The organism is Coprococcus sp. AM11-30B, from assembly GCF_027674365.1.
Lineage (GTDB): Bacteria > Bacillota > Clostridia > Lachnospirales > Lachnospiraceae > Allocoprococcus > Allocoprococcus comes.
Window position 1 is genome coordinate 38,533 of sequence record NZ_JAQDVB010000023.1, and the last position, 22,544, is coordinate 61,076.

Here is a 22,544-nt window from a genome sequence, read left to right on the forward strand (position 1 = left end):
AGGTGCTGTCATGAAAAGAATTGCTGTTGTGGAAGATGAAGTCTATATGCGGGAAGAACTCTGCGATATGCTCCAAAAGGACGGCTATCTTGTGGAGGCAATTACCGAGTTTGAAGATGCCGCTCGGCTCTTGGCAGCCCTCCGCCCTGACCTTGTGATCTTAGACCTGAACTTGCCGGAGATCAGTGGCTTTCAAATCTGCCAGGAGCTAAAGAATAAAACTGCTATCCCCGTCCTGGTGCTGACTTCCAGAGATCAGGTAAAGGATGAACTGCAAGCGTTCCAGTTGGGTGCCGATGAATATTTGACGAAGCCGTGCAGAAAAGATCGACTTCTTGCCAGGGTATCCAATATTCTCAAAAGGTATGAAGGCCGTACCAATCTCATAGAGGGACCAGATTTCCTGTTAGACCAGCAGACCTACACGCTTTATATTCATAATACCTCTGTGGTGCTTCCAAAAAATCAGGGAAAACTGTTGGTCGCTCTTTTGTCCGGCGGCGATGCTCTGGTCACGACGGAGCAGCTTTGCATGGCACTATGGGGAACCACGGAATACATAGATGAAAATGCCTTGCAGGTTAACCTAACCCGGCTGAAAAAAACGATGTCCGCCCTTGAAATGAAGCAGCGAATCGTTGCAGTTCGAGGAATGGGCTACCGTTTGGAAGCGGAGGTGTCTCTATGAAGCAGCTTTGGCACATGATAGAACGGTACTACCCCTGGCTTCTGTTGCTGCTGGGCGTGGATTGCTTTTGCGCTGTCATTCTTTGGATTTCTGACATTCAGGTATTTCAAACCTTGATCGGGTTAGTAGTTCTGACGAGCATCCTTTTGTTTTCAGCGATTCTGTTTGTACTAAACAAGAGGGAGAACACCCACATGGAACTGTTCCGAGATTTCCTCAGTGATCCTACCATCTGCAATGAAGAACGGCTGCTCAGTGCCATTAGTCAGAAAGAAGGAGAATCTGTCCGATTTTTGGCTTCGGTTTTACGGGAATACAAAAACGAGAGTAACAATATGGCGGATGCCCTACGGGACTATGAAGAATACGTGGAGGGCTGGGCACATGAAGCGAAAACGCCCCTATCGTTGCTGACCATGCTCTTGGATAACCGGAACGATGAAATCTCTCCTTCCCTGCAAGCAAAGCTGGATTATGTCCGCAGTCAGCTTCAGGAGGATGTCACGCAGATGCTGTACTATGCCCGGTTGAAGAGCAGTACAAAGGATTACCGATTTGAGGATGTCAATTTGAATGACTGCTTGGGTGAAGTTCTGGAGGACTATGCCCCACTTCTTGAAGAGAAGCATTTTGTCATTCTCAACAAACTGCAATCTGAAACAGTCTATACAGACCGTAGAGGACTTCAGTTTATGTTGGGACAAATCGTTAGCAATGCCATCAAATATAGCAGCGATAGTCCCATGCTTACAATTTCCGTGATACATTCGGAGACTGCAGATATCCTTTCTGTTGAAGATAACGGCATTGGCGTAAAAAAATATAATCTGCCGTACATTTTTCAAAAGGGCTTTACCGGGGATTCTACTGACAGCAGAAAGAAGGCTACCGGTATGGGACTTTACCTGGTTAAGAAGATGGCCGACGATCTAAATCTTCATCTGGAAGCAGCTTCCCAGTGGGGAAAGAGCTTCAAGATTGTCATCTTCTTTCCTAAATTGAGATCCAACGGAGGGAAATAATATAAACAGAAAAACGCCCGCAGGATTTTCTCCTGCGGGCAGCGTGTTGTCAGCTATCCCAAGGCTTGTATTCTGTTACAGTTTTCAAATAGGTTTCGGGATCGCCGTTCAAGATAAGGTCTGCATACTCCAAAGGAGCGTTGTAGATCAAATAATCCAGCTCTGACCGCTGATACATATTGTCAGCAATCTCGTTCTCAACGACGATAGTGTCAATCGCAATCATACTGCCGTCGCTGAATTTCACTTCCACACAGCAATTATCCATATTGTAGGCACAAGATATTAAGGTTTTCATGGTATGTCCTCCATAATTCGTAATATAAAGCGAAAATCCCGTCTGACTTCCTGTTAGAAATCAGACGGGATTTGTCCGTATGCACCCCGGAAACCGTCAGCTAACAGTTGATAAGTAAATTAGTTCCTTATCACTGTTAAGCCAAAGGTTTATGCGATTTTGGAAGAAAAATGGATGTGTGTTTCTGTTTCCACAGAGTGATGATATAAGTGAAGGTCTACCCCAGGGGATAGGCTTTGGAGAACGGGAAATATACATTTTTGCAAAAGGATACTTTTTCGCAAAAGTGAAGACGTTAGGAGGAGAGCAAATGGAAAACAACGGAACATGTTTTGTGTGTGGAGCTAAAGCATATATGCAACATTCCATGGACCCGGTCAAATATTTTTATTCATGTCCGATTTGTGGCAGATATGAGTATTATGTGCAATTTGCAGAATTAACAGAGTTCAATTTGAATCACTTGAGTTCATACCTGCTGTACAATGGATTTAAGGAAAGCATGAAAGAATACAGATATTTTACTACTATGAGTAAAGAGCGCTGTGATGAGTACAAGAAAAATTTTGAACATGGAGATGTTATACACGGGCATCCAGTCAGATTGGAAAATGAAAACGTAGAAAACTGGTATCCAAAAACTTTTACTGAAAAAGTGGATAATATTTTACTTCACTTGAATTCTCGTATTAGGCACATGGGTGAATATGTTAAACTACCAAAAGAGGAAATGATCAGTTGTCTTTTTGTTGATAGATACGATTATAAAGATGGTAATTATAAAAAGAGGACTGATGATGCAATACAGGCACAGATGAATTATATGATAAAGTTTTTAGTTGATAGGAATTACATCTTATCACCACAGTCATGGAATGGTGGAGAAAATGATCGACCTATCACATTATCACCAGAAGGTTATGCCAGAGTAGATGCTATTCAGAAGAATACTGCAAATGGTAAAAATGTTTTAGTTGCCATGAAATTTGGAGATGATACAAAAAAACTCAGAGAAATGATACGCCAAGGTATAATGTCAGCTGGCTATGTAGCAATTTTTATTGATGAAGTAGAACATAATGATTTTATAACTCCAGAGTTATTAAAATACATAAGAGATAGTAAATTTGTTGTGGTAGATTTGTCGCATCAGAATAATGGAGCGTACTTTGAAGAAGGATATGCGATGGGCTTAGGAAAGCCAGTGATCCAATTATGTAAAAAGGATGTGCGGTTACATTTTGACATAGCACAAAAGAATACAATCATTTGGGAAACAGAGGAAGAAATTCCGGAAAGATTAAAAAATCGAATAATAGCAACTATTGATTAGAATGGGTAGTTATTTTACGGGGGTAAATCTTATACCCCACTTTGAAAATATATTGCATACTTTTGCTATGCAGTATAAAATCAAAGTTCAGGGGAATATTGAAACCGTTTGTCTGCTTTCAAAGAAACCTTGATTTTCTGCGGTTTGTAGGATATTAAGGGGAGAAAATGAATGTGTGTTTTCAGGTCTTTTGAATGAAGCATTTGAATATTGAAACAGTGGGGTGTTTTGAGACTCTGCTGAATAATAGGCTTTTGCTAAAAGGTATCACTTTTGCGAAAATGTATGATACCTTCCGGCAGAAGCCTTTTTATATAAAGCTTGGTATCAGGGCGCAGGTTCAGCATTTGAAAGCCTATGCTTCCACAGTGGATTTGAAGAATGAATGCGTTGATCCACGCTTCAAGTATGCCGCAAGAGGCTGTGCGGAATATGTGGAGTGGTTTGGACAGAAAGAAAATCCAGCCGGAAAAGGATGGGCAGCAGGAGCCGGATATGGTGCAAAGATTATTACAATCTTAAATGCTATGATTGGAATTAAGAGCGAGGCAGCAGAACTGGAGGAAGTCTGGTACCGTGTGCGTAAGATATGGGCAGATTTTGGCACGCAGAAAGGTGCATTCCATAGTTTGGAAAATGCCAAGAGGTGTGCAGATGAAAATGAAGGATATTCCGTATTTGATGAATCCGGTAAAGTGATTTATTCCAATGATATATTTACACCGTATCTTGTGAGAGTATCCATCGAAGATTTGAACATCCGCAAGGGTCCGGGAACAGACTACGACAAAACAGGTAAGTACACCGGAAAAGGTGCTTTCACTATTGTGGAAGAAGCAGAAGACAAGGGTGCGAGCCTTTGGGGGGTTTCTGAAATCTTATCAGAAAAATCGTGATGGATGGATTTCACTGGATTATGTTCACAGGATTTAGTTATTAACATTGGAATGTACAAATTAAAACGAAAACGAAGTACCACTTGACAAAAATAACATTTTATGTAAAAATTAAAAACAGAATAAAGTCAGGAGGTAATTTCGTTGGACGTGAATAGAAATACTCAAATAGTAATCAATGATGATTTACTCAGAAAAATTGTTTATTGCATAGAGAAAGCTATCGGGGATGATTTGCAACAATATTTAAGAGAAAATCATCGGGAAACTAATAATGCGATTATACTTCTAAGAGGGGACAATATCAATACAAACTTAAGAACACATGTGGTGAAAGATGACATTGATCTTGTTCCTTTCCAGAGGTATGGTTGGTCTGGAAGAATGGTCATTGATCGAAAAGAGCATATTACCTATTCGATAATGACAGAAGGTACATTGTCTGGCGTTCCCAAAAAGAAAAATCGTGAAAATCCACACTATTTACAATCAGTTCTTTATGTCGAAAATAAGGATTGTATTGCGAAAGAAAGACAAATGACATTAGAAGATTTTGGAATCACGATTTTTGATACAGATGTGTTGGAACAGGATTTTGAAAAAATTAGTCAGGGAATGATTAATGTAGAAGAAGATTATAAACATTATATTATTGCATATAAAGCGGAGAATGGAGAAATCAAAGATATTAAACTGAGGTTTTTAGATAAAGATTTTAATATTGTAGATGAAGCGTCTCTTATGCAATATATTAAACCAGACTTTGCACGGCTTACAGATATTGGGCCTTCAGAAGATACAGACGAAGATGCGAAGCCGGATAAGAAGGGCTTAGTTGCTATAAAGAGTGGTATAAAGCCAAAACTTCGGGAAATCGAGAAAAGGGCCTGAAAATAAATTCAGGAGATATTGATTATGATAGAAAAAAAGTTTTACGGTGAGAGATTAAGAAGTGCAAGAATGTATAGAGGGTTGACGCTTACTGAATTAGCGAAGCGGACCGAAATCAGTAAGCAGTCAATTTCCTTATATGAGAATGATAATAACACACCAGATTATATGAAAGTTAGGCTCTTGGCATCGGAGCTTAACTTTCCGTATGATTACTTTTTTCAAAAGGATAGTTATGCTGCAAAAACAGAAACAACCTATTTTCGTTCATTGGCAAGTGCTACAAAGAAAGATAGAACAGCGCAGAGTATTAAGTTGGAATATGTAGCAAAAATGTATGAGATACTTCTGGAATTCATTTCATTTCCTGAAATGAATTTACCAAGTGTTGATTTTGTAGGATGTGATGATGTATTTGAGTGTGAGAACGAGGATGCAATTCAAGAAATAGAGGATATTGCTGCTCAGGTAAGAAAATATTGGGATATTGGTACTGGACCAATAAAGGATTTACAGTATCTTTTAGAAAAAAATGGAATAATTGTAACGGGATTTGATACCAACGAAGATAAAATAGATGCGTTTAGTCAGCGAACTATAGTGGCAGGAAATGATATTTATTTTATTGCAGTTGCATTAGGAAACAGACCAGAAGGCAGAATTCGCTTTGACATGGCTCATGAGTTGGGACACATATTATTGCATCCATGGAGTGAGGATCTGGAAGCTATAACAAAAGATGAGTTTAAAGCAAGAGAACGTCAGGCGAACATGTTTGCGAGTGCATTTTTGTTACCTAGAGACAGCTTTGGTAAAGACATTGCTTCATATCCTACAGATTTAAAATATTATCAGTTCTTAAAAAATAAGTGGAAGGTATCTATTCAGGCAATGATTTACCGGACACACCAGTTGGGCATTATGTCTGATAACCAGTATCAGTATTTAATGCGTCAAGTTTCAAAAAATGGGTGGAGAATTAAAGAACCTGGCGATGTACCATATTCCTTGAATGAAAATATATTTCAAGGAGCCATTGATTTACTGATAGAGCAAAATGTACTTACGGCGAAAGAAGTATTGGATTTATTCAAAAAAAATGGAGTGACTTTATATCCAGAAGATATGGAGAAACTTCTTCATTTGCGTCCAGATACCTTAAAGGTAGAGGAAAAAGTTGTACCAATATTGCAGTTGCGAAAAAAATAAGTGATTAGTATGAAAAGATCAGGCGAAATGTCTGGTCTTTTTTTATTGAATAAGTTTGGACAGAGTGGAAAAAGAGTGGGTGGAAACCGCAGAATTGCTTGACTTTACAGGGGGTTAGAGTGATTTATACACTACCAAAAACGAAATGCAGAGTATATTAGAGATCGACTTAGACCTGGACGAGCTGGATGCCACTAGTGCCGAGTTGAAAGCAACCTATCAGGAAATCAAAGATTATGTGCTGAAAGAATTTGGCTTGAAGGTTTCAAATTTATATATTTCTCAGGTAAAACGCAAATGTGGAATTGAAGTGGGAGAAAACTATAATATTCCAAAATCAGAAAATGCAAGAGTTCCACAATGCCCGAAAGAGAAAGAAGATGCTATCAAGGCTGCCCTGAAATACTTTGCGATGATCTAAGGACATCGCTGATTTCAAGGAGGAATAACACATGAAAAGCACATTTAAAAAAATGGGTGGAACCTACACACTTGGCGCAGACGGAATTTACTATCCGAATCTTGTCAGTACAGATGAAGAACCGCATTATGGGAAATATGGAATGATGCGGAAAACATATCTGAAAGAGCATCGTCCGGCAATGTATTCACTGTATATGTTGGAAGACAGATTGACAGAACATTTGAATACTGTGGACGATGAAGCACAGGAGAGAATGGATATTCTGGTGCGTCAGATGATGGAGAGGCAGGGCATTACGGAATTGGAATACATAAGAAAAACGAGAATTGATGAGAAACAAAAAAATAGTGCAGTGGTATCATCGTTATATCAATATGGGTTAGTAGAACAAGATTCAAATGAAACGGAAGTATATTATCTCTTTTCCGGATTTGGGAAGGCATTAAAAGGAAATTGTTTAAATTATGGTGATAATACAAAATGTAAGGTGTTTAAAACATACAACGATGTATCTCCATTATCTATTTCTGAGCCTGCTTTAATGGGGGATATAAAACAATTATTTATTGAAACAGTTGATGGTTAATATCGGAAAGGAATTTACTATGAATGACAGTTATTTGAATACTTTTGGAGAGTTGTTTTTTAAGATTGATGAAAATGATGAGGTGAAGAATATCATAGATCAAGCTAGTCATGTATTGGCATCTTTAATAACAAGATTTGGCGAGGTTGAAAATGAGCTTTGCTATGGAACTTCAAGGCAAGATGATTTTATCGACACGGTATTATGTCTTTTTATTAGAAAGATTATGGAACAACTTGACATAATTAATGTATTGTTTTCGATTGGTTCATTTTCAGAGACTCAAATTATTTTAAGGTCGCTAATTGAAAATATTGTTAGCTTGGATTACAATCCTTTCGCTTACATCCGGAGCGAAAAGGACATTCTGAAACTCGTAAACACAATCATTGTAAATACCAAAGGGGAAGAACAGCAAGCCTCTGAGGATTTCTGGGTGAAAGCCGAAAAGCTCTATTACACAGCACTGATCGCATATATCTGGTACGAAGCACCGAAGGAGGAACAGAATTTTTCCATGCTGATTGATCTGGTGGATGCCAGTGAAGCAAGGGAAGATGATGAGAAATTTAAAAATGCGGTTGACCTGCTGTTTGAGGAACTGGAGCAGAAGAACCCGAACCATTTTGCAGTAAGGCAGTATAAGAAGTATAAACTTGCCGCAGGAAAGACAGCAAAATCTATTTTGATTAGCTGTGGTGCAAGGTTAGCACCATTTGACATCAAGGAGTTGCGTGACCTGACTTCTTATGATGAACTGGAGCTAGATACACTGGGGGAGAAAAAGACAGCATTATTTGTTATTATCTCTGATACCGATGCGACATTCAATTTCATTGTCAGTATCATGTATTCGCAGTTGTTCAATCTGCTTTGTGACAAGGCAGATGATGTATATAACGGAAGATTGCCGATTCACGTCCGGTGCTTACTGGACGAGTTTGCGAACATCGGGCAGATTCCACAGTTTGAGAAGCTGATTGCTACCATTCGTAGCCGGGAAATATCAGCTTCTATTATTTTGCAGTCAAAGTCACAGCTAAAGGCTCTGTATAAGGACAACGCATCGACCATTGAAGGAAACTGCGATACAACCCTGTTTTTGGGAGGAAAAGAGAAAGATACTCTGAAAGATCTGGCAGAAATCCTTGGAAAAGAAACGATTGACCTTTACAATACCTCAGATACAAGGGGAACGAGTCAGTCCTACGGTCTGAATTACCAAAAGACCGGAAAGGAACTGATGAGCCAGGACGAGATTGCGGTCATGGATGGCAGCAAGTGTATCATGCAGCTTAGGGGCGTGAGACCTTTTTTCTCAGATAAGTTTGATATAACGAAGCACAAGCAGTACACGCTGTTATCCGATTATGACAAAAAGAATGAGTTTGACATTGAAAAATACGTCAAGAACCGCAACAGACTCCGCTTTAAGAGGAATGATGTGGTGGATGAGGTATGCGATGTCGGAGAAATCACAGCTTAACTTCTGGACATTGTGACCAGAAATTGTTTTACAACTGAATATGGAACTTATGACATGGGAGCTTTTCTAAAAATTATAATTCAGAGAAGCTCCCTTTTTATTTTTTGAAAAAGGAGACAAACAAATGGGCTTTTTTACAACATCAGTAACAGGACTTAAAACAGTAGTAACCACAATCGGCGCAGGTGTGGGTGTATGGGGAGTTATCAATCTTCTCGAAGGATACGGAAATGATAATCCCGGTGCAAATGCTCATGTGCCATAAAGTAACACACCGATAAATGCAGACAGCCAACCTCTATTCCGTATAAAATGGCGTATGTGGCATTTCAAATATGTGGTTTAGAAGTAGAAGAAAACTGAAAACCGTATTCCACGATTTGAAAGGATAGAGGTAAATGAGCATGGAAAAAACAGTATATATCACAGAGAAAGAACGGGAAATGTGCTACAAAGTAATTGGTGCGTTTGCGGAACTGTACGAAATGGAAGATGAAGATATTTTAGTGGTTGATGTTGGTAGGTACGGTTTTGTTAAATTGCAGTGCTATACACCGTCATATGGCTTTGAAGAACTTGACACCTATACAGACAGCCATAGTTTATTTGAAGGGCTTTGGGAGGAATGGCTTAGTCTAAATGTGTTTTTACTTGCTAGGGAAATGCAGTTAGACGATATTCTTTATGAGGATTTATTCAATAATCTGCCAAAGGAAAAACAGTCGGAACTTACCGGGAGAAAAGGCTATTTTGCAAAAAAAGCGGGTATCATTCTGTAAAATGAATTTTGCAGAAAGAAAACGCTCTATGTAGAGGGTAAAAAGATTAGAATGGCTCTGTATATGATAATATGCAGGGCTTTTCTTAATAACCAATATGCTCATTTTGATAAAGACCAAAAGACAAGCATTATGGAAATGTGCATAACTGGCTATGGAATCATGGATAACTCTATTCACAGCACATGGAAAAGCTAAAGTGCAGCTTTCCCACGTCCTGCAAACAGAGTTACCCACAATTCCATGATACAGCCAGTTATACACATTACGCACAATGCCGACTACTACGGAATCCAAATCATTTTTTCACAGAACAAGATTTGCTTTTACAGAAAGAGATTATAGGTTGGAATGGAGATAAGGGAACCTGCATAGAGCACAGCGGAAAAGTTGAAGAAACTGATTGAGGAAGAATTTGCCGGGCTTGTGTTTCTGTCTGCTGAAGATATGGAGTAATAACAAATTGGGACATAATGGTATAACTCTTTGTCCCAATTTGTTTATTGTTTAAATTACCCGTATTAGAATTGATATGCTTGCAGAAATCAAATATCTAACATAATTCCTCCCACTGTAATAATACCATACAAATTTTATGAATACAAGACTGTTTATATAAGCTGACACATGCTAAACTAGCCTAGCAATGTTTCAGTAAAACTTTCTTTCATTTTTCAAGGAGGTCATAATCATTATGGGGAATAATCAGACAGAAAAAGCGTTTGAAGAAAAAAGATTAGCACAAACAATCTCTTTAGCCGAGGAACAATTAAAGCAGGCAAAAGAAGCGGCAGACAAAAAAAAATCAGAAATTATCGAAGCCAAAAAAGATGTGCGTGAAAATACAGAACACGGCATTACATCACTGTACACATCAGACGGTTTCGAGGCACTTGTTGAATTAAGCCAATATATCAATCCTGTTACAGACAAAATTATAGATTATGAAGAAGAAGAACATAAAATACTTCTGTTAGAAAAGATGATAAAATCGCCCTATTTTGCCCGAATTGATTTTAAATTTGATGATGAGGACGAATTTGAAAAAATATACATTGGACGTTCTTCTCTACGAAAAAACAGCTATCAAGAGATGTATGTTTATGATTGGAGATCGCCGATTGCCAGTGTTTTCTATCGTTTTATGACAGGCGAAGCGTTTTATGACGCTCCATGTGGACGAGTAACAGGCGAACTCAATTTGAAACGCCAATATGAAATAAAAAACGGAACACTGGAATATTTTTTTGATTCAGATGTTCAGATTGTTGATGAATTTTTAAGGCAATTACTGTCACAAAACACTACTGCTAAAATGAAAGCTATTGTTGAAACAATTCAGCATGAACAGGACGTGGTTATTAGAGATATGGAAAATGACCTGCTAATGGTACAGGGTGTAGCGGGAAGTGGAAAAACCTCTATTGCTCTCCACCGGGCTGCTTATCTTATGTATCAAGGTTTACAAACAAAGCTGTCCGCAAATAACATTATGATTATTTCCCCAAATTCTATATTTGAGCAATATATTTCAAATGTATTGCCCGAATTGGGAGAAGATAATGTTATTTCTTCCGTGTTTGAAGATATACTTAGTGAGTTATTAAATGGCAGGAAAATTCAGTCAAGAAATGATTTTTTAGAAAACTTGATTGTCAATTCAAAATACAAGGAAATTTCAAGAAATAGTATAGAATTTAAAACGTCAAGTTTTTTTAGGGAAATTTTAGACCAATTTCTCATTGATATACCCCGCCAGTGGATAGAATTTGAAGATGTTTATTATGAGGGAAAATGCGTTGTAAGCGGGCAAATTCTAAAAGACAAGATATTAGGAAGACCAGAAACACCATTAGGCATAAAATTAGAACAATTAGAAGATTATATTTTAGAACAAATATTTGGAACAGGAAAAGGGCGGGGGCATAAAGAAGAAAAAAATCTAATCAAGCAGGAAATACAGAAATTTATAAAAATTGACATTGTTGAATTATATAAAATATTATTTAGCAATGAAGCCTATTTTTATAGCCTGCTGCAAAATAGCAATCCGTCACAAAACATAAAAAATATTTGGAAATATACTAAGGAAAATTTGGAAGCAGACAGCTTGTATTATGATGACGCAATAGCAATCGCTTATTTGTATTTAAAAATATACGGAACAAATAAATATAAAAATATTAAGCAGGTAGTCATTGATGAAGCACAGGACTACTACCCTCTCCAATATGAAATATTTAATTTTCTTTTTTCTAATGCCAAATTTACTATTTTAGGAGATATGAAACAGACTCTTGCCAAAAAAGAAGATATTTCTTTCTACGAACAAATTCAAAAAATATTGAACAAGAAAAAATCTTCTCTTATTATGTTGGATAAAAGTTTCCGTTGTACGAATGAAATTTTAAATTTTAGTTTAAAGTTCATTGAACAAAGTTCACAGATAAAAAGTTTTAATCGGAATGGCGATAGCCCAAAAGTATATATTGCTGATAATTCCGAAATCTTCATTGATGAAATTGTTAAGGAAATAAAATTATGCCAAGAGAAAGGGTTTCAGTCGATATGCTTAATTTGTAAAACCGAAAAAAATTCAACCTATCTATTTAATAAAATTAAACACAAACTTGATATTCAATTAATTAAAAATGGGAGCGTATCAGATTTACAAGGCGTGTTTATCTTACCAGTATATATGTCAAAGGGATTAGAATTTGATACTGTCTTAATTTGTGATGCAGATAGCCAAAACTACCATGATGAAGATGATAAAAACCTCTTATATGTTGCCTGCACAAGAGCGCTTCACAAACTTAGCTTATTTTGTGAAAATGAGGTTAGCCCGCTGATATAGATAAATTTACAATATATTGAATTGCCTAAATGCCAAACGCAGCGTAAGTGCATATGAACAAAATGATAATAATTAGACAGACCATCTTTCTCTTTTAATGGCATTAAATTGACATTACGCTCTCTATCATATATATTTGTTGCTTACTGTCAAAAACACGACAGAAAAATATAGTTTAAATTCAACGGATAAAAGAGGTAATGAACATGGGGAAATTACTACTGCTGACACTTAACGAACAAGAGGAAACAGCGATTGACAAAATCATATCGGCAATATCTGATTATATACAGATTGAACCCATGCAGATCACAACCGCTTCCGTGTTATCTTTTCCGGGACTGGAAATAAAGCAGAACCAACGCCAGGTATTTCAAGACGGGGAGGAAGTAAGCCTTACCCGCCTTGAATACAGTACCCTTGTATATCTTGCTTCCAACCCCGGCATTGTCCTCACACGGACACAAATATTTGAAGCCGTTTGGCACATGGAAAGTGAAAGCTGCCAGTCAAGCGTTGCAAATGTGATTTACAACCTGCGGAAAAAAATAGAGTCGGACAGCCGCAAGCCCATTTACATAAAAACCGTTTTAGGTATGGGCTACAAGTTTGCTTCCGGGGAATGACAACAGAATAACCGCCGCCCGTTACAGCGGCATACCATGACAGGAAATCAGAAAAGGTTTCCTGTTTTTTTGCACCAAAAACCGCGCTGATTTTCCAGCTTTGTCGAAAAGTTTTATCAAAAAGTTTTTCAAAACTTTGCCATATTTGCATTTCTCTGCGTAGTAAGGAGTAAAGGGGGAGTTTCGCCGTTTTCTTAGAGCAAGATTCTACCGAGGTGCCAAAATTCGCTTTTCGCTCATTTTGCCCCTGCGGGAATCTTGTTGGGGAGTGCCTTCCCCAAACCCTGCTTATGCGGCTTGCGCCGCTTAAAAATCCCTCAAAATATTTTTTCGGATTTTTTCAAAAACAGTTCCGTTTTACCCCCTGTTTTTCTCCTATTAGTGAGAGAACACCACGCACAGAAAGGAGGTCTGCCGACCATGAAAAGATACAACACACCGCACCGCAGCCGGGTAGTCAAGACACGCATGACCGAGGAAGAATACGCCGAGTTTGCGGAAAGGCTTTCTGCTTACCACATGAGCCAAGCCGAGTTTATCCGGCAAGCCATAACCGGGGCAGCCATACGCCCCATCATAACCGTTTCCCCCGTCAATGACGAGCTGCTTGCCGCTGTCGGGAAGCTGACCGCCGAATACGGCAGGATCGGCGGCAACTTAAACCAGATAGCCCGGACGCTGAATGAGTGGCACAGCCCCTACCCGCAGCTTGCCGGGGAGGTACGGGCGGCGATTTCCGACCTTGCTGCCCTAAAGTTTGAAGTCTTGCAGAAAGTGGGTGACGCTGTTGGCAACATTCAAACATATCAGCTCTAAAAATGCCGACTATGGCGCAGCGGAAGCCTACCTCACATTTGAGCATGACGAGTTTACCATGAAGCCCACCCTTGATGAAAACGGGCGGCTGATACCGAGGGAGGATTACCGCATTTCTTCCCTCAACTGCGGGGGCGAGGATTTCGCCGTTGCCTGTATGCGAGCCAATCTCCGCTATGAGAAAAACCAAAAACGGGAAGATGTGAAAAGCCACCACTATATCATCAGTTTTGACCCACGGGACGGGACAGACAACGGCTTGACCGTAGACCGGGCGCAGGAGCTGGGCGAGCAGTTCTGCAAAGAGCATTTCCCCGGACACCAAGCCCTTGTATGCACCCACCCGGACGGGCATAACCACAGCGGCAATATCCATGTGCATATCGTCATCAACTCCCTGCGGATTTACGAAGTCCCGCTTCTGCCCTACATGGACAGACCAGCCGACACACGGGCGGGCTGCAAGCACCGCTGCACCAACGCCGCTATGGAATATTTCAAGAGTGAAGTCATGGAGATGTGCCACCGGGAGGGGCTTTACCAAATCGACCTCTTGAACGGCAGCAAGGAACGGATAACGGAACGGGAATACTGGGCGGCAAAGAAAGGGCAGCTTGCCCTTGATAAAGAGAACGCTGTCAGAGAAGCCGCAGGACAGCCGACCAAGCCCACCAAGTTTGAAACGGACAAGGCGAAGCTGCGCCGGACGATACGGCAGGCACTTTCCCAAGCTGGCAGCTTTGACGAGTTTTCTTCCCTTTTGCTGCGGGAGGGCGTAACTGTCAAGGAGAGCCGGGGGCGGCTTTCCTACCTCACGCCGGACAGGACAAAGCCTATCACAGCCCGGAAGCTGGGGGACGATTTTGACAAGGCTGCTGTCCTTGCCCTGCTCACGCAGAACGCCCACAGAGCCGCCGAACAGACCAAAGCCATACCCGAATACCCCCACACCCAAAAGGGACGCTTGCGGGAGGAAAAAGCCGCAAAAACCACCCCGGCAGACAACACCTTGCAGCGCATGGTTGACCGGGAAGCCAAGCGAGCCGAGGGCAAGGGCGTGGGCTATGACCGCTGGGCGGCAAAGCACAACCTAAAGCAAATGGCAGCTACTGTTACCGCCTATCAACAGTACGGCTTTTCTTCCCCGGAGGAACTGGACGAAGCCTGTTCTGCCGCTTATGCCGCCATGCAGGAAAGCCTTACAGAGCTGAAGCAGGTGGAAAAGACGCTGAACGGGAAAAAGGAGCTGCAACGGCAGGTGCTTGCCTATTCCAAGACCCGCCCTGTCCGGGACGGGCTGAAACAGCAGAAAAACGCCAAAGCAAAAGCAGCCTACCGACAGAAGCACGAAAGCGACTTTATCATAGCAGACGCAGCCGCCCGTTATTTCAAGGAGAACGGCATTTCCAAGCTGCCGAGCTATAAAGCCCTGCAAGCAGAGATTGAAGCCCTTATCAAAGAGAAAAACAGCGGCTACAACGATTACCGGGCAAAACGGGAGGAATACCGCCGCTTACAGACTGTCAAGGGCAATATCGACCAGATTTTACGCCGGGAGCGCAAGCCTGTGAAAAGGCAGGAACAGGAACGATAAAAACCACCCCAAAATGTACCCGAACCCATACAGAACAAGGGGGCTGCCCCGTACTCTACCCGCAATACCAAAGGATTTTTTAACGGGCTTACAGGGCAGAAAAACCCCGAAAATGATACCGAGATGATACAGAATTACCGTCGATACCGCCACACCAGCGGAAACGGCAGAAAGGAGCGCACCCATGCCAAGAATGAGCAAGAAACGGCGGCTGGAATGGTCTTTTTTCCTGCGGCAAGTAAAAGTCGGGAATACCACCTGCGACCGTATCACATACAACGACCTCTGCCGGGGCTGTACCCATAGCTGTAAGCAGAGCTTCCGGGCGGTTATCATACTTTGCCCCCGCTACTACTCCAAACGCCGGAAAAAGGAGGACAGGGACAATGGCAGATAACCGCAAGTATTACTACCTCAAGCTGAAAGAGAATTTTTTTGACAGCGACTCCATTGTGCTGCTGGAAGATATGAAAGACGGGATTTTATATTCCAATATCCTCTTGAAGCTGTACTTAAAATCTCTGAAAAACGGCGGGAAGTTGCAGCTTGACGAGCATATCCCCTACACAGCGCAGATGATAGCGACACTGACCCGCCACCAGATAGGGACGGTTGAAAGGGCTTTAGAGATTTTCCGGCAGTTGGGGCTTGTGGAGCAGCTTGACAGCGGGGCTTTTTATATGACCGATATTGAGCTGATGATAGGACAGTCCTCTACCGAAGCCGAGAGAAAACGGGCTGCAAGGCTGGAAAACAAGGCACTTTTACCGCCCCGGACAAAAGGCGGACATTTGTCCGACATTCGTCCACCAGAGATAGAGATAGAGTTAGAGAAAGAGATAGAAAAAGAGAGAGAGGGAGAAACGGGACACCCCGCCCCCGCCGCTTATGGCAGATACAACAATGTGATACTGACCGATACAGAGCTTTCCGGGCTGAAAACAGAGCTGCCCGACAAGTGGGAGTATTATATTGACCGGCTTTCCTGCCATATCGCTTCCACCGGGAAGCAGTACCAGAGCCATGCAGCCACCATTTACAAGTGGGCGCAGGAGGACGCTGCCAAAGGCAAGGCTGCCCCGAAACAGGGCATACCCGATTATTCATGTAAGGAGGGCGAGAGCTTATGAAAAACGAGATTGAAGCTATGATTACGGATATTACAACCACTACCGCCGAAGCGGAGGACTACACAGGCGAGGACGGGCTTTTATACTGCGGCAAGTGCCATACGCCCAAAGAAGCCTACTTTTCAAAAGAAACCGCCCAATGGTTAGGGCATGACCGACACCCAACAGACTGCGACTGCCAGCGGGCAGCCCGTGAAAAGCAGCAAGCCGCCGAAAGCCGACAGAAGCACCTTGAAACAGTGGAGGACTTGAAACGCCGGGGCTTTGCCGACCCCGCTATGCGGAACTGGACATTTGAGCATGACAACGGCAGAAACCCACAGACCGAAACCGCCCGCTTTTATGTGGAGAGCTGGGAAACCATGCAGGCTGAAAATATCGGCTACCTGTTTTGGGGAGGCGTGGGGACAGGAAAAAGCTACCTTGCCGCCTGTATCGCCAACGCCCTTATGGAAAAAGAGGTTGCCGTTCGCATGACAAACTTTGCAACGATACTCAATGACCTTGCTGCCAGCTTTGAGGGCAGGAACGAATATATTTCCCGCCTTTGCAGCTACCCCCTGCTGATACTTGATGATTTCGGTATGGAGCGAGGGACAGAATACGGGCTGGAACAGGTTTACAGCGTGATTGACAGCCGTTACCGAAGCGGCAAGCCGCTGATCGCCACGACCAACCTCACGCTGGAGGAATTGCAGCACCCGCAGGACACACCCCACGCCCGTATCTATGACAGGCTGACTTCCATGTGCGCCCCTGTCCGCTTCACGGGCAGCAACTTCCGAAAGGAAACCGCACAGGAAAAGCTGGAACGCTTAAAGCAGCTGATGAAGCAGCGAAAGGAGAGCCTATGACAGAAACGAAACAGACAAGCACCACCAAAACAGACCGCCGCCCGGACTGTGTAACGGAAATCCGCATGGGCAACTCCGTCCTTACCGTTTCCGGCTTCTTCAAGCAGGGCGCAACCGACACCGCAGCCGACAAGATGATGAAAGTGCTGGAAGCGGAAGCTGCTACACAAAAAACGGCGATTTGACCGACCATAAAGAAGCAGATTTGACGCTTTTGCCGCTATACAGACAGCCGCCCCATGTGGTACAATCAAGGTACGGAATAGTGGGGCTGGCTGTCGGAAACGGAGGATTTTATGTTAAGACAGACCAACCAACAACCAATTACCGCCCTTTACCCAAGACTTTCCCATGAGGACGAGCTGCAAGGCGAGAGCAATTCCATTTCCAATCAGAAGCGTATCCTTGAAACCTATGCAAAGCAGAACGGCTTTTCCAATCTGCGCTGGTACACGGACGACGGTTATTCTGGTGCGAACTTTCAAAGACCCGGTTTTCAAGCCATGCTTGCGGACATTGAAGCCGGAAAAGTCGGGACAGTTATCGTAAAGGATATGTCGAGGTTAGGGCGAAACTACCTGCAAGTGGGAATGTACACAGAAATGATTTTCCCACAGAAAGGTGTCCGCTTCATCGCTATCAATGACGGAGTGGACAGCGCACAGGGCGACAATGACTTTGCCCCGTTGCGGAATATATTTAACGAATGGCTGGTGAGAGATACGAGCAAGAAAATCAAAGCAGTAAAACGCTCAAAAGGTATGAGTGGCAAGCCCATCACAAGCAAGCCTGTGTATGGCTACCTCATGGACGAGGACGAAAATTTTATTATTGACGAGGAAGCTGCACCCGTAGTCAAGCAGATATACAACCTCTGCCTTGCTGGGAATGGTCCGACTAAGATAGCCCGTATGCTCACAGAGCAGCAAATCCCCACGCCGGGGACGCTGGAATACCGCAGGACGGGCAGCACCCGCCGCTACCACCCCGGCTATGAGTGCAAGTGGGCGACTAATACCGTAGTGCATATCCTTGAAAACCGGGAATACACAGGCTGTCTGGTAAATTTCAAGACAGAAAAACTTTCTTACAAAGTCAAGCACAGTGTAGAAAATCCCCTGGAAAAGCAAGTGATTTTCGAGAACCACCACGAGCCTATCATAGACACCCAAACATGGGAACGGGTGCAGGAGCTTCGCAAACAGCGCAAACGCCCCAACCGCTATGATGAAGTGGGTTTGTTCTCCGGCATACTGTTCTGTGCGGACTGCGGCAGCGTGATGTATCAGCAGCGATACCAGACGGACAAGCGCAAGCAGGACTGTTATATCTGCGGCAACTACAAGAAGCGCACCCATGACTGTACGGCGCACTTTATCCGCACCGACCTCTTGACCGCTGGTGTACTCTCCAATCTGCGGAAAGTGACAAGCTATGCGGCAAAGCATGAAGCCCGGTTTATGAAGCTCTTGATTGAGCAGAACGAGGACGGGGGCAAGCGCAGGAACGCCGCCAAGAAAAAGGAACTGGAAGCCGCCGAGAAACGCATAGCCGAGTTATCCGCTATCTTCAAGCGGCTGTATGAGGACAGCGTGACCGGGCGCATATCAGACGAGCGTTTCACAGAGCTGTCGGCAGACTATGAAGCAGAACAACGGGAGCTGAAAGAAAGAGCCGCCGCTATCCAAGCGGAGCTTTCCAAAGCACAGGAAGCCACCGTGAACGCAGAAAAGTTTATGAATGTTGTCCGGCGGCATACCAGCTTTGAAGAACTTACCCCTACTCTGCTGCGGGAGTTTGTAGAGAAAATCGTTGTGCATGAGTGCAGCTATGACGAGAACAAGACCCGCAGACAGGACATTGAGATTTATTATTCTTTTGTTGGCAAGGTGGACTTGCCCGAATAACCGCCCGACCTATCCGACACAATGCGCAAGTGCCGGATAGGAACGGCAAAATTTTTTACACTTCTTTTACTTCTTTATCTCACTTGAGCAAAATCACAGGGCATCAAGCACTTAATGTCTTCTATGTGAAAAGATTTTAAAGGAAAAATGCACATCCTACGCAGATAACATGACAATTTCATGCAAAGCGAAAGGAGACACCCTGAAAATCGAATACACAAAAGTGGGAGACTATTATTTACCGAATCTTGACTATCCGGAGGAAGCCAGACCGATTGGCTGTTGTGGAATGCTTCGGAAGGAATATCTGAAAGCACATAAATCTGGAACTTATACATATCTTCTTCTGACCGCCAGACTGGACAGCTATCTGGCAGATTTGAATGAACAGTCACAGGAACACTTTGAGCTGATTGAAGCTCAAATGCGAAGTGCGGAGGGAGTTACTGAGAAACTGAAGAGACAGAATCCTATGGAATGGGTACGCCACTGCAACAATATCCGCAACCGGGCTGCTGAAATCATCAAACAGGAACTGATTTATGTATAAGGGGGATTCCAGATATGAGAAGAGAATTGATTGAAAGTTATTATGAAGAATACCAGCGGGAACTGGAAAGATTTCTTGAATCCGATCCAGAGATGTTTTCTCTGGAAGCAGAAATTCATCATTACATAGAAATACTGGAACCAGTCCTCAGAGATGACGGACAGGAGATGTGGCAGGCATTGGACAGAATTATTTTAGCGAAAAATGCCATGGAAGGTATTGCGGCAAAAGAAATGTATATCCGTGAATTTCTGGATTATGAAAGGCTGGTGTGTGAGAAAGACAACCATATCTGAAATTTGAAAATGTGACAGCATAAACAAATAAGACCTTCTGTGAAAGCAATCAGCCACAGGAGGTCTTTGCTCTCCCACCTGCATAAAAAACACCTCTATTTTCGTATTGATTGATTCAGCAGGTCGTACCGGTGTGGTACTGCTTTGCTGTGAGATAAGCATACGAAAATCGGAGGTAAAAGACATTGAGTGGAAATTGAGCAGGAATTGAGAAAAAAGATATATTGTGCTTACGTTCTTCATGTACTCTTGTTGTGATTTCATTGTTTTTTATCGTATAATATGGATACTGGAGGTGGTTTGGATGAAATACAAGATTTTAGTTGTTGATGATGATAAAGAATTGGTGAAAATGCTTTGTAGTTATTTTAATATGAAACAATATGAAACCATTACGGCTGCAGATGGAATGGAAGCATTAAATAAAATAAAAATGAAACCGGATATTATTTTATTGGATATCAACATGCCACGTATGGATGGGATTGAAGTATGTCGTCTGATACGCAGTAAAGTGTTATGCCCGATTTTGTTTCTAACAGCAAGAGTTGATGAAGATGATAAAATTAATGGGTTGCTTTCGGGTGGGGATGACTATATTACGAAACCATTTAGTCTTCGGGAGTTGGAAGCAAGGATTGTCACAAACATAAAGAGAGAAGAAAGGCATCAACAAAAAACGGAATACCGTTTCATGGATGAAATGCTGATTGATTATTCTGAAAAAATAGTAACTATAGCTGGACACAGGATGGAGTTCACAAAAATTGAATATCAGATTATTGAATTCTTATCCATGCATCCAGGGCAGGTGTTTGATAAAGAACGTATATATGCACAAGTCTGCGGATATGATGCGGAAGGGGACAGTAGAACGATAACGGAATTAGTACGGCGTATAAGGAAAAAAATAGCGGATTATTCAGAAAAAGAATACATAGAAACTGTATGGGGGATTGGATACCGATGGAAAAAATAAGAAACTTGTCACTGAAAAAAACAATTCTGCTTTATTTTGTAATCAGCTTAACGGCAGCATTTCTGTTATCTGGATTTACAGTTCATTTTGCAAGAAATATGCAGAATAAAATATGGGAAAAATATATTGATTATGCAGATTATACGGACGTGTTTCAGCAATATGGAAAGAAATACGAGATTGAGATATCAAGACCTAATCAATCGCAGATGAATCGTTTGGACCATCATCTTTCGGAAATGTGTGACTTTATGGAAACATATTCGGTACTGATTTTTTCGATTGTTGGGAGTGTTGTTGCGGTATTCTTTTTTTATAAAAATAAGTTAAAGACACCTCTACAGGAACTAAAAGATGCCTCACAAATGATTGCAGATAATGAACTGGATTTTCATGTGTCCTATGAAAATAAAGATGAGATGGGAACTTTGTGTAAAGAATTTGAAATGATGCGAAGTGATTTATCAGATAACAACAGAAAGATGTGGCGAATGATTGATGACGAGAAGGCTTTGCGGAATGCAATTGCACATGATATACGTTCTCCACTTTCCATATTGCGTGGGTATCAGGAAATGCTCTTAGAGTTTGTTTCTGCTGAGAGTATAAAAACAGAGGATGTTATTGATATCTTACAAACAGGCATGTATCAGATTGACCGTATAGAGCATTTCACGGAAAACATGAGAAAAATGTCCCATTTAGAACAGAGGGAACTGCAACGCTCAGAGATAGAATTATCAGAACTGGCAAAAAAGATTGAGGCAGAAGCTGCCATGCTGTCCAAGAAGGAAAGTAAATTATGTAAGGTAGAAAGAGTGCAGGAACAAAACATTGTGAAAGTGGATGAGGAACTTGTCATGGAAGTGACAGACAACTTACTGGAAAATGCGGTTCGATATGCACAAAAAAGTATTGCTTTGCAGATAAAGAAAAAGGATGGTTTTCTTATAATTTCTGTTGAAGATGATGGAATAGGATTTGTGGATACTGAGGAAAAAGTAACAGAGCCATTTTATCATAAGAATCCACAAGATGATTTAAAGCATTTTGGCCTTGGTATGTATATTTCTCGTATTTTCTGTGAAAAGCATGGAGGAAATTTGAAAATATATAATGCCAGACAAGGCGGTGCTCATGTAGAAGCTCTTTTCAAAGCTGAATAAAAATACTTTATAAGGCTGAAATCACAAATAAAGTGGTTTTAGTCTTTTTTGTTGTGAATTTATTGAGAATTGATTTGTATGATGTTGTTAAAGAAATAAAGCCTGCAAATAAAAAGTCAAGGCTAAATTGAAGAACATTGAAAATCTTATACAGGTT

Annotated in this window: 20 protein-coding genes and 6 pseudogenes; 25 read left to right on the forward strand and 1 reads right to left on the reverse strand. The window is 41.7% G+C overall.

What is annotated here, in order from left to right; all coding sequences use genetic code 11:
• Positions 1-10: 10 nt before the first annotated feature.
• Both PGU50_RS14365 and PGU50_RS14370 read left to right on the forward strand, forming a co-directional pair.
• Complete coding sequence (locus PGU50_RS14365; RefSeq protein ID WP_055228678.1) at positions 11-688, forward strand: response regulator transcription factor; 678 nt, start codon at positions 11-13, stop codon at positions 686-688.
• Entirely contained in the window at positions 685-1,710 is a 1,026-nt protein-coding gene (locus PGU50_RS14370; protein ID WP_055228679.1) for a sensor histidine kinase, read from the forward strand. The genes PGU50_RS14365 and PGU50_RS14370 overlap by 4 nt, the downstream gene beginning before the upstream one ends.
• A gap of 49 nt (positions 1,711-1,759) precedes the next feature.
• Here PGU50_RS14370 and PGU50_RS14375 read toward each other — a convergent pair whose 3' ends face one another.
• Entirely contained in the window at positions 1,760-2,008 is a 249-nt protein-coding gene (locus tag PGU50_RS14375) for a DUF6061 family protein (RefSeq protein ID WP_033121501.1), read from the reverse strand.
• A gap of 310 nt (positions 2,009-2,318) precedes the next feature.
• On the opposite strand from PGU50_RS14375, the gene PGU50_RS14380 reads away from it, so the two are divergent.
• The 23 genes and pseudogenes from PGU50_RS14380 (at position 2,319) to PGU50_RS14485 (ending at position 22,387) form a co-directional block, all read left to right on the forward strand.
• Positions 2,319-3,341, forward strand: a complete 1,023-nt coding sequence (locus PGU50_RS14380; protein WP_270247259.1) for a hypothetical protein — start codon at positions 2,319-2,321, stop codon at positions 3,339-3,341.
• Positions 3,342-3,658: 317 nt separating this feature from the next.
• Positions 3,659-4,274: pseudogene (locus PGU50_RS14385) on the forward strand (N-acetylmuramoyl-L-alanine amidase); the annotation flags it as partial.
• Positions 4,275-4,387: 113 nt separating this feature from the next.
• Complete coding sequence (locus tag PGU50_RS14390; protein ID WP_270247267.1) at positions 4,388-5,128, forward strand: DUF5986 family protein; 741 nt, start codon at positions 4,388-4,390, stop codon at positions 5,126-5,128.
• Positions 5,129-5,152: 24 nt separating this feature from the next.
• A complete protein-coding gene (locus PGU50_RS14395; protein ID WP_270247260.1) occupies positions 5,153-6,337 on the forward strand; it encodes a helix-turn-helix domain-containing protein in 1,185 nt (394 codons plus the stop codon).
• Positions 6,338-6,494: 157 nt separating this feature from the next.
• A pseudogene (locus PGU50_RS14400) lies at positions 6,495-6,758 on the forward strand (23S rRNA (uracil-5-)-methyltransferase RumA); the annotation flags it as partial.
• A 31-nt stretch (positions 6,759-6,789) separates the two neighbouring features.
• Positions 6,790-7,077, forward strand: a pseudogene (locus PGU50_RS14405) (TnpV protein); the annotation flags it as partial.
• Positions 7,078-7,666: 589 nt separating this feature from the next.
• Positions 7,667-8,833: pseudogene (locus tag PGU50_RS14410) on the forward strand (VirD4-like conjugal transfer protein, CD1115 family); the annotation flags it as partial.
• A gap of 124 nt (positions 8,834-8,957) precedes the next feature.
• A pseudogene (locus PGU50_RS14415) lies at positions 8,958-9,086 on the forward strand (Maff2 family mobile element protein); the annotation flags it as partial.
• 151 nt (positions 9,087-9,237) lie between these two features.
• Entirely contained in the window at positions 9,238-9,612 is a 375-nt protein-coding gene (locus PGU50_RS14420; protein ID WP_071144610.1) for a hypothetical protein, read from the forward strand.
• Between the two features lie 694 nt (positions 9,613-10,306).
• On the forward strand, positions 10,307-12,469 hold the full coding sequence (locus PGU50_RS14425; protein WP_109215850.1) for a HelD family protein: 2,163 nt from the start codon (positions 10,307-10,309) through the stop codon (positions 12,467-12,469).
• A gap of 206 nt (positions 12,470-12,675) precedes the next feature.
• Positions 12,676-13,095 (forward strand): winged helix-turn-helix domain-containing protein, encoded by a 420-nt coding sequence (locus PGU50_RS14430; RefSeq protein ID WP_270247262.1) that lies wholly within the window; start codon positions 12,676-12,678, stop codon positions 13,093-13,095.
• A gap of 420 nt (positions 13,096-13,515) precedes the next feature.
• Complete coding sequence (locus PGU50_RS14435) at positions 13,516-13,911, forward strand: plasmid mobilization protein (RefSeq protein ID WP_109215851.1); 396 nt, start codon at positions 13,516-13,518, stop codon at positions 13,909-13,911.
• A complete protein-coding gene (locus PGU50_RS14440) occupies positions 13,883-15,505 on the forward strand; it encodes a relaxase/mobilization nuclease domain-containing protein (RefSeq protein WP_109215852.1) in 1,623 nt (540 codons plus the stop codon). The genes PGU50_RS14435 and PGU50_RS14440 overlap by 29 nt, the downstream gene beginning before the upstream one ends.
• A gap of 184 nt (positions 15,506-15,689) precedes the next feature.
• Complete coding sequence (locus PGU50_RS14445) at positions 15,690-15,902, forward strand: hypothetical protein (RefSeq protein ID WP_005927784.1); 213 nt, start codon at positions 15,690-15,692, stop codon at positions 15,900-15,902.
• On the forward strand, positions 15,892-16,635 hold the full coding sequence (locus PGU50_RS14450) for a phage replisome organizer N-terminal domain-containing protein (protein WP_109215853.1): 744 nt from the start codon (positions 15,892-15,894) through the stop codon (positions 16,633-16,635). The genes PGU50_RS14445 and PGU50_RS14450 overlap by 11 nt, the downstream gene beginning before the upstream one ends.
• A complete protein-coding gene (locus PGU50_RS14455; protein ID WP_098924872.1) occupies positions 16,632-17,489 on the forward strand; it encodes an ATP-binding protein in 858 nt (285 codons plus the stop codon). Before PGU50_RS14450 ends, PGU50_RS14455 begins: the two co-directional genes overlap by 4 nt.
• Positions 17,486-17,674: a transposon-encoded TnpW family protein gene (locus PGU50_RS14460; RefSeq protein ID WP_002569233.1), complete on the forward strand. Its 189-nt coding sequence runs from the start codon at positions 17,486-17,488 to the stop codon at positions 17,672-17,674. The genes PGU50_RS14455 and PGU50_RS14460 overlap by 4 nt, the downstream gene beginning before the upstream one ends.
• A 111-nt stretch (positions 17,675-17,785) precedes the next feature.
• Positions 17,786-19,396, forward strand: coding sequence for a recombinase family protein (locus PGU50_RS14465; RefSeq protein WP_098924870.1), 1,611 nt, complete (start codon positions 17,786-17,788; stop codon positions 19,394-19,396).
• 21 nt (positions 19,397-19,417) lie between these two features.
• Positions 19,418-19,480 (forward strand): annotated as a pseudogene (locus PGU50_RS18265) (Maff2 family mobile element protein); the annotation flags it as partial.
• Positions 19,481-19,565: 85 nt separating this feature from the next.
• Positions 19,566-19,946 carry a TnpV protein gene (locus tag PGU50_RS14470; RefSeq protein WP_270247263.1) on the forward strand — a complete coding sequence of 127 codons (381 nt, stop codon included), beginning with the start codon at positions 19,566-19,568 and terminating at the stop codon, positions 19,944-19,946.
• A gap of 14 nt (positions 19,947-19,960) precedes the next feature.
• Positions 19,961-20,242, forward strand: coding sequence for a hypothetical protein (locus tag PGU50_RS14475; RefSeq protein ID WP_270247264.1), 282 nt, complete (start codon positions 19,961-19,963; stop codon positions 20,240-20,242).
• A gap of 304 nt (positions 20,243-20,546) precedes the next feature.
• Positions 20,547-21,221, forward strand: a complete 675-nt coding sequence (locus PGU50_RS14480) for a response regulator transcription factor (RefSeq protein ID WP_270247265.1) — start codon at positions 20,547-20,549, stop codon at positions 21,219-21,221.
• Positions 21,209-22,387, forward strand: a complete 1,179-nt coding sequence (locus tag PGU50_RS14485; RefSeq protein WP_270247266.1) for a sensor histidine kinase — start codon at positions 21,209-21,211, stop codon at positions 22,385-22,387. The genes PGU50_RS14480 and PGU50_RS14485 overlap by 13 nt, the downstream gene beginning before the upstream one ends.
• Positions 22,388-22,544: the final 157 nt, after the last annotated feature.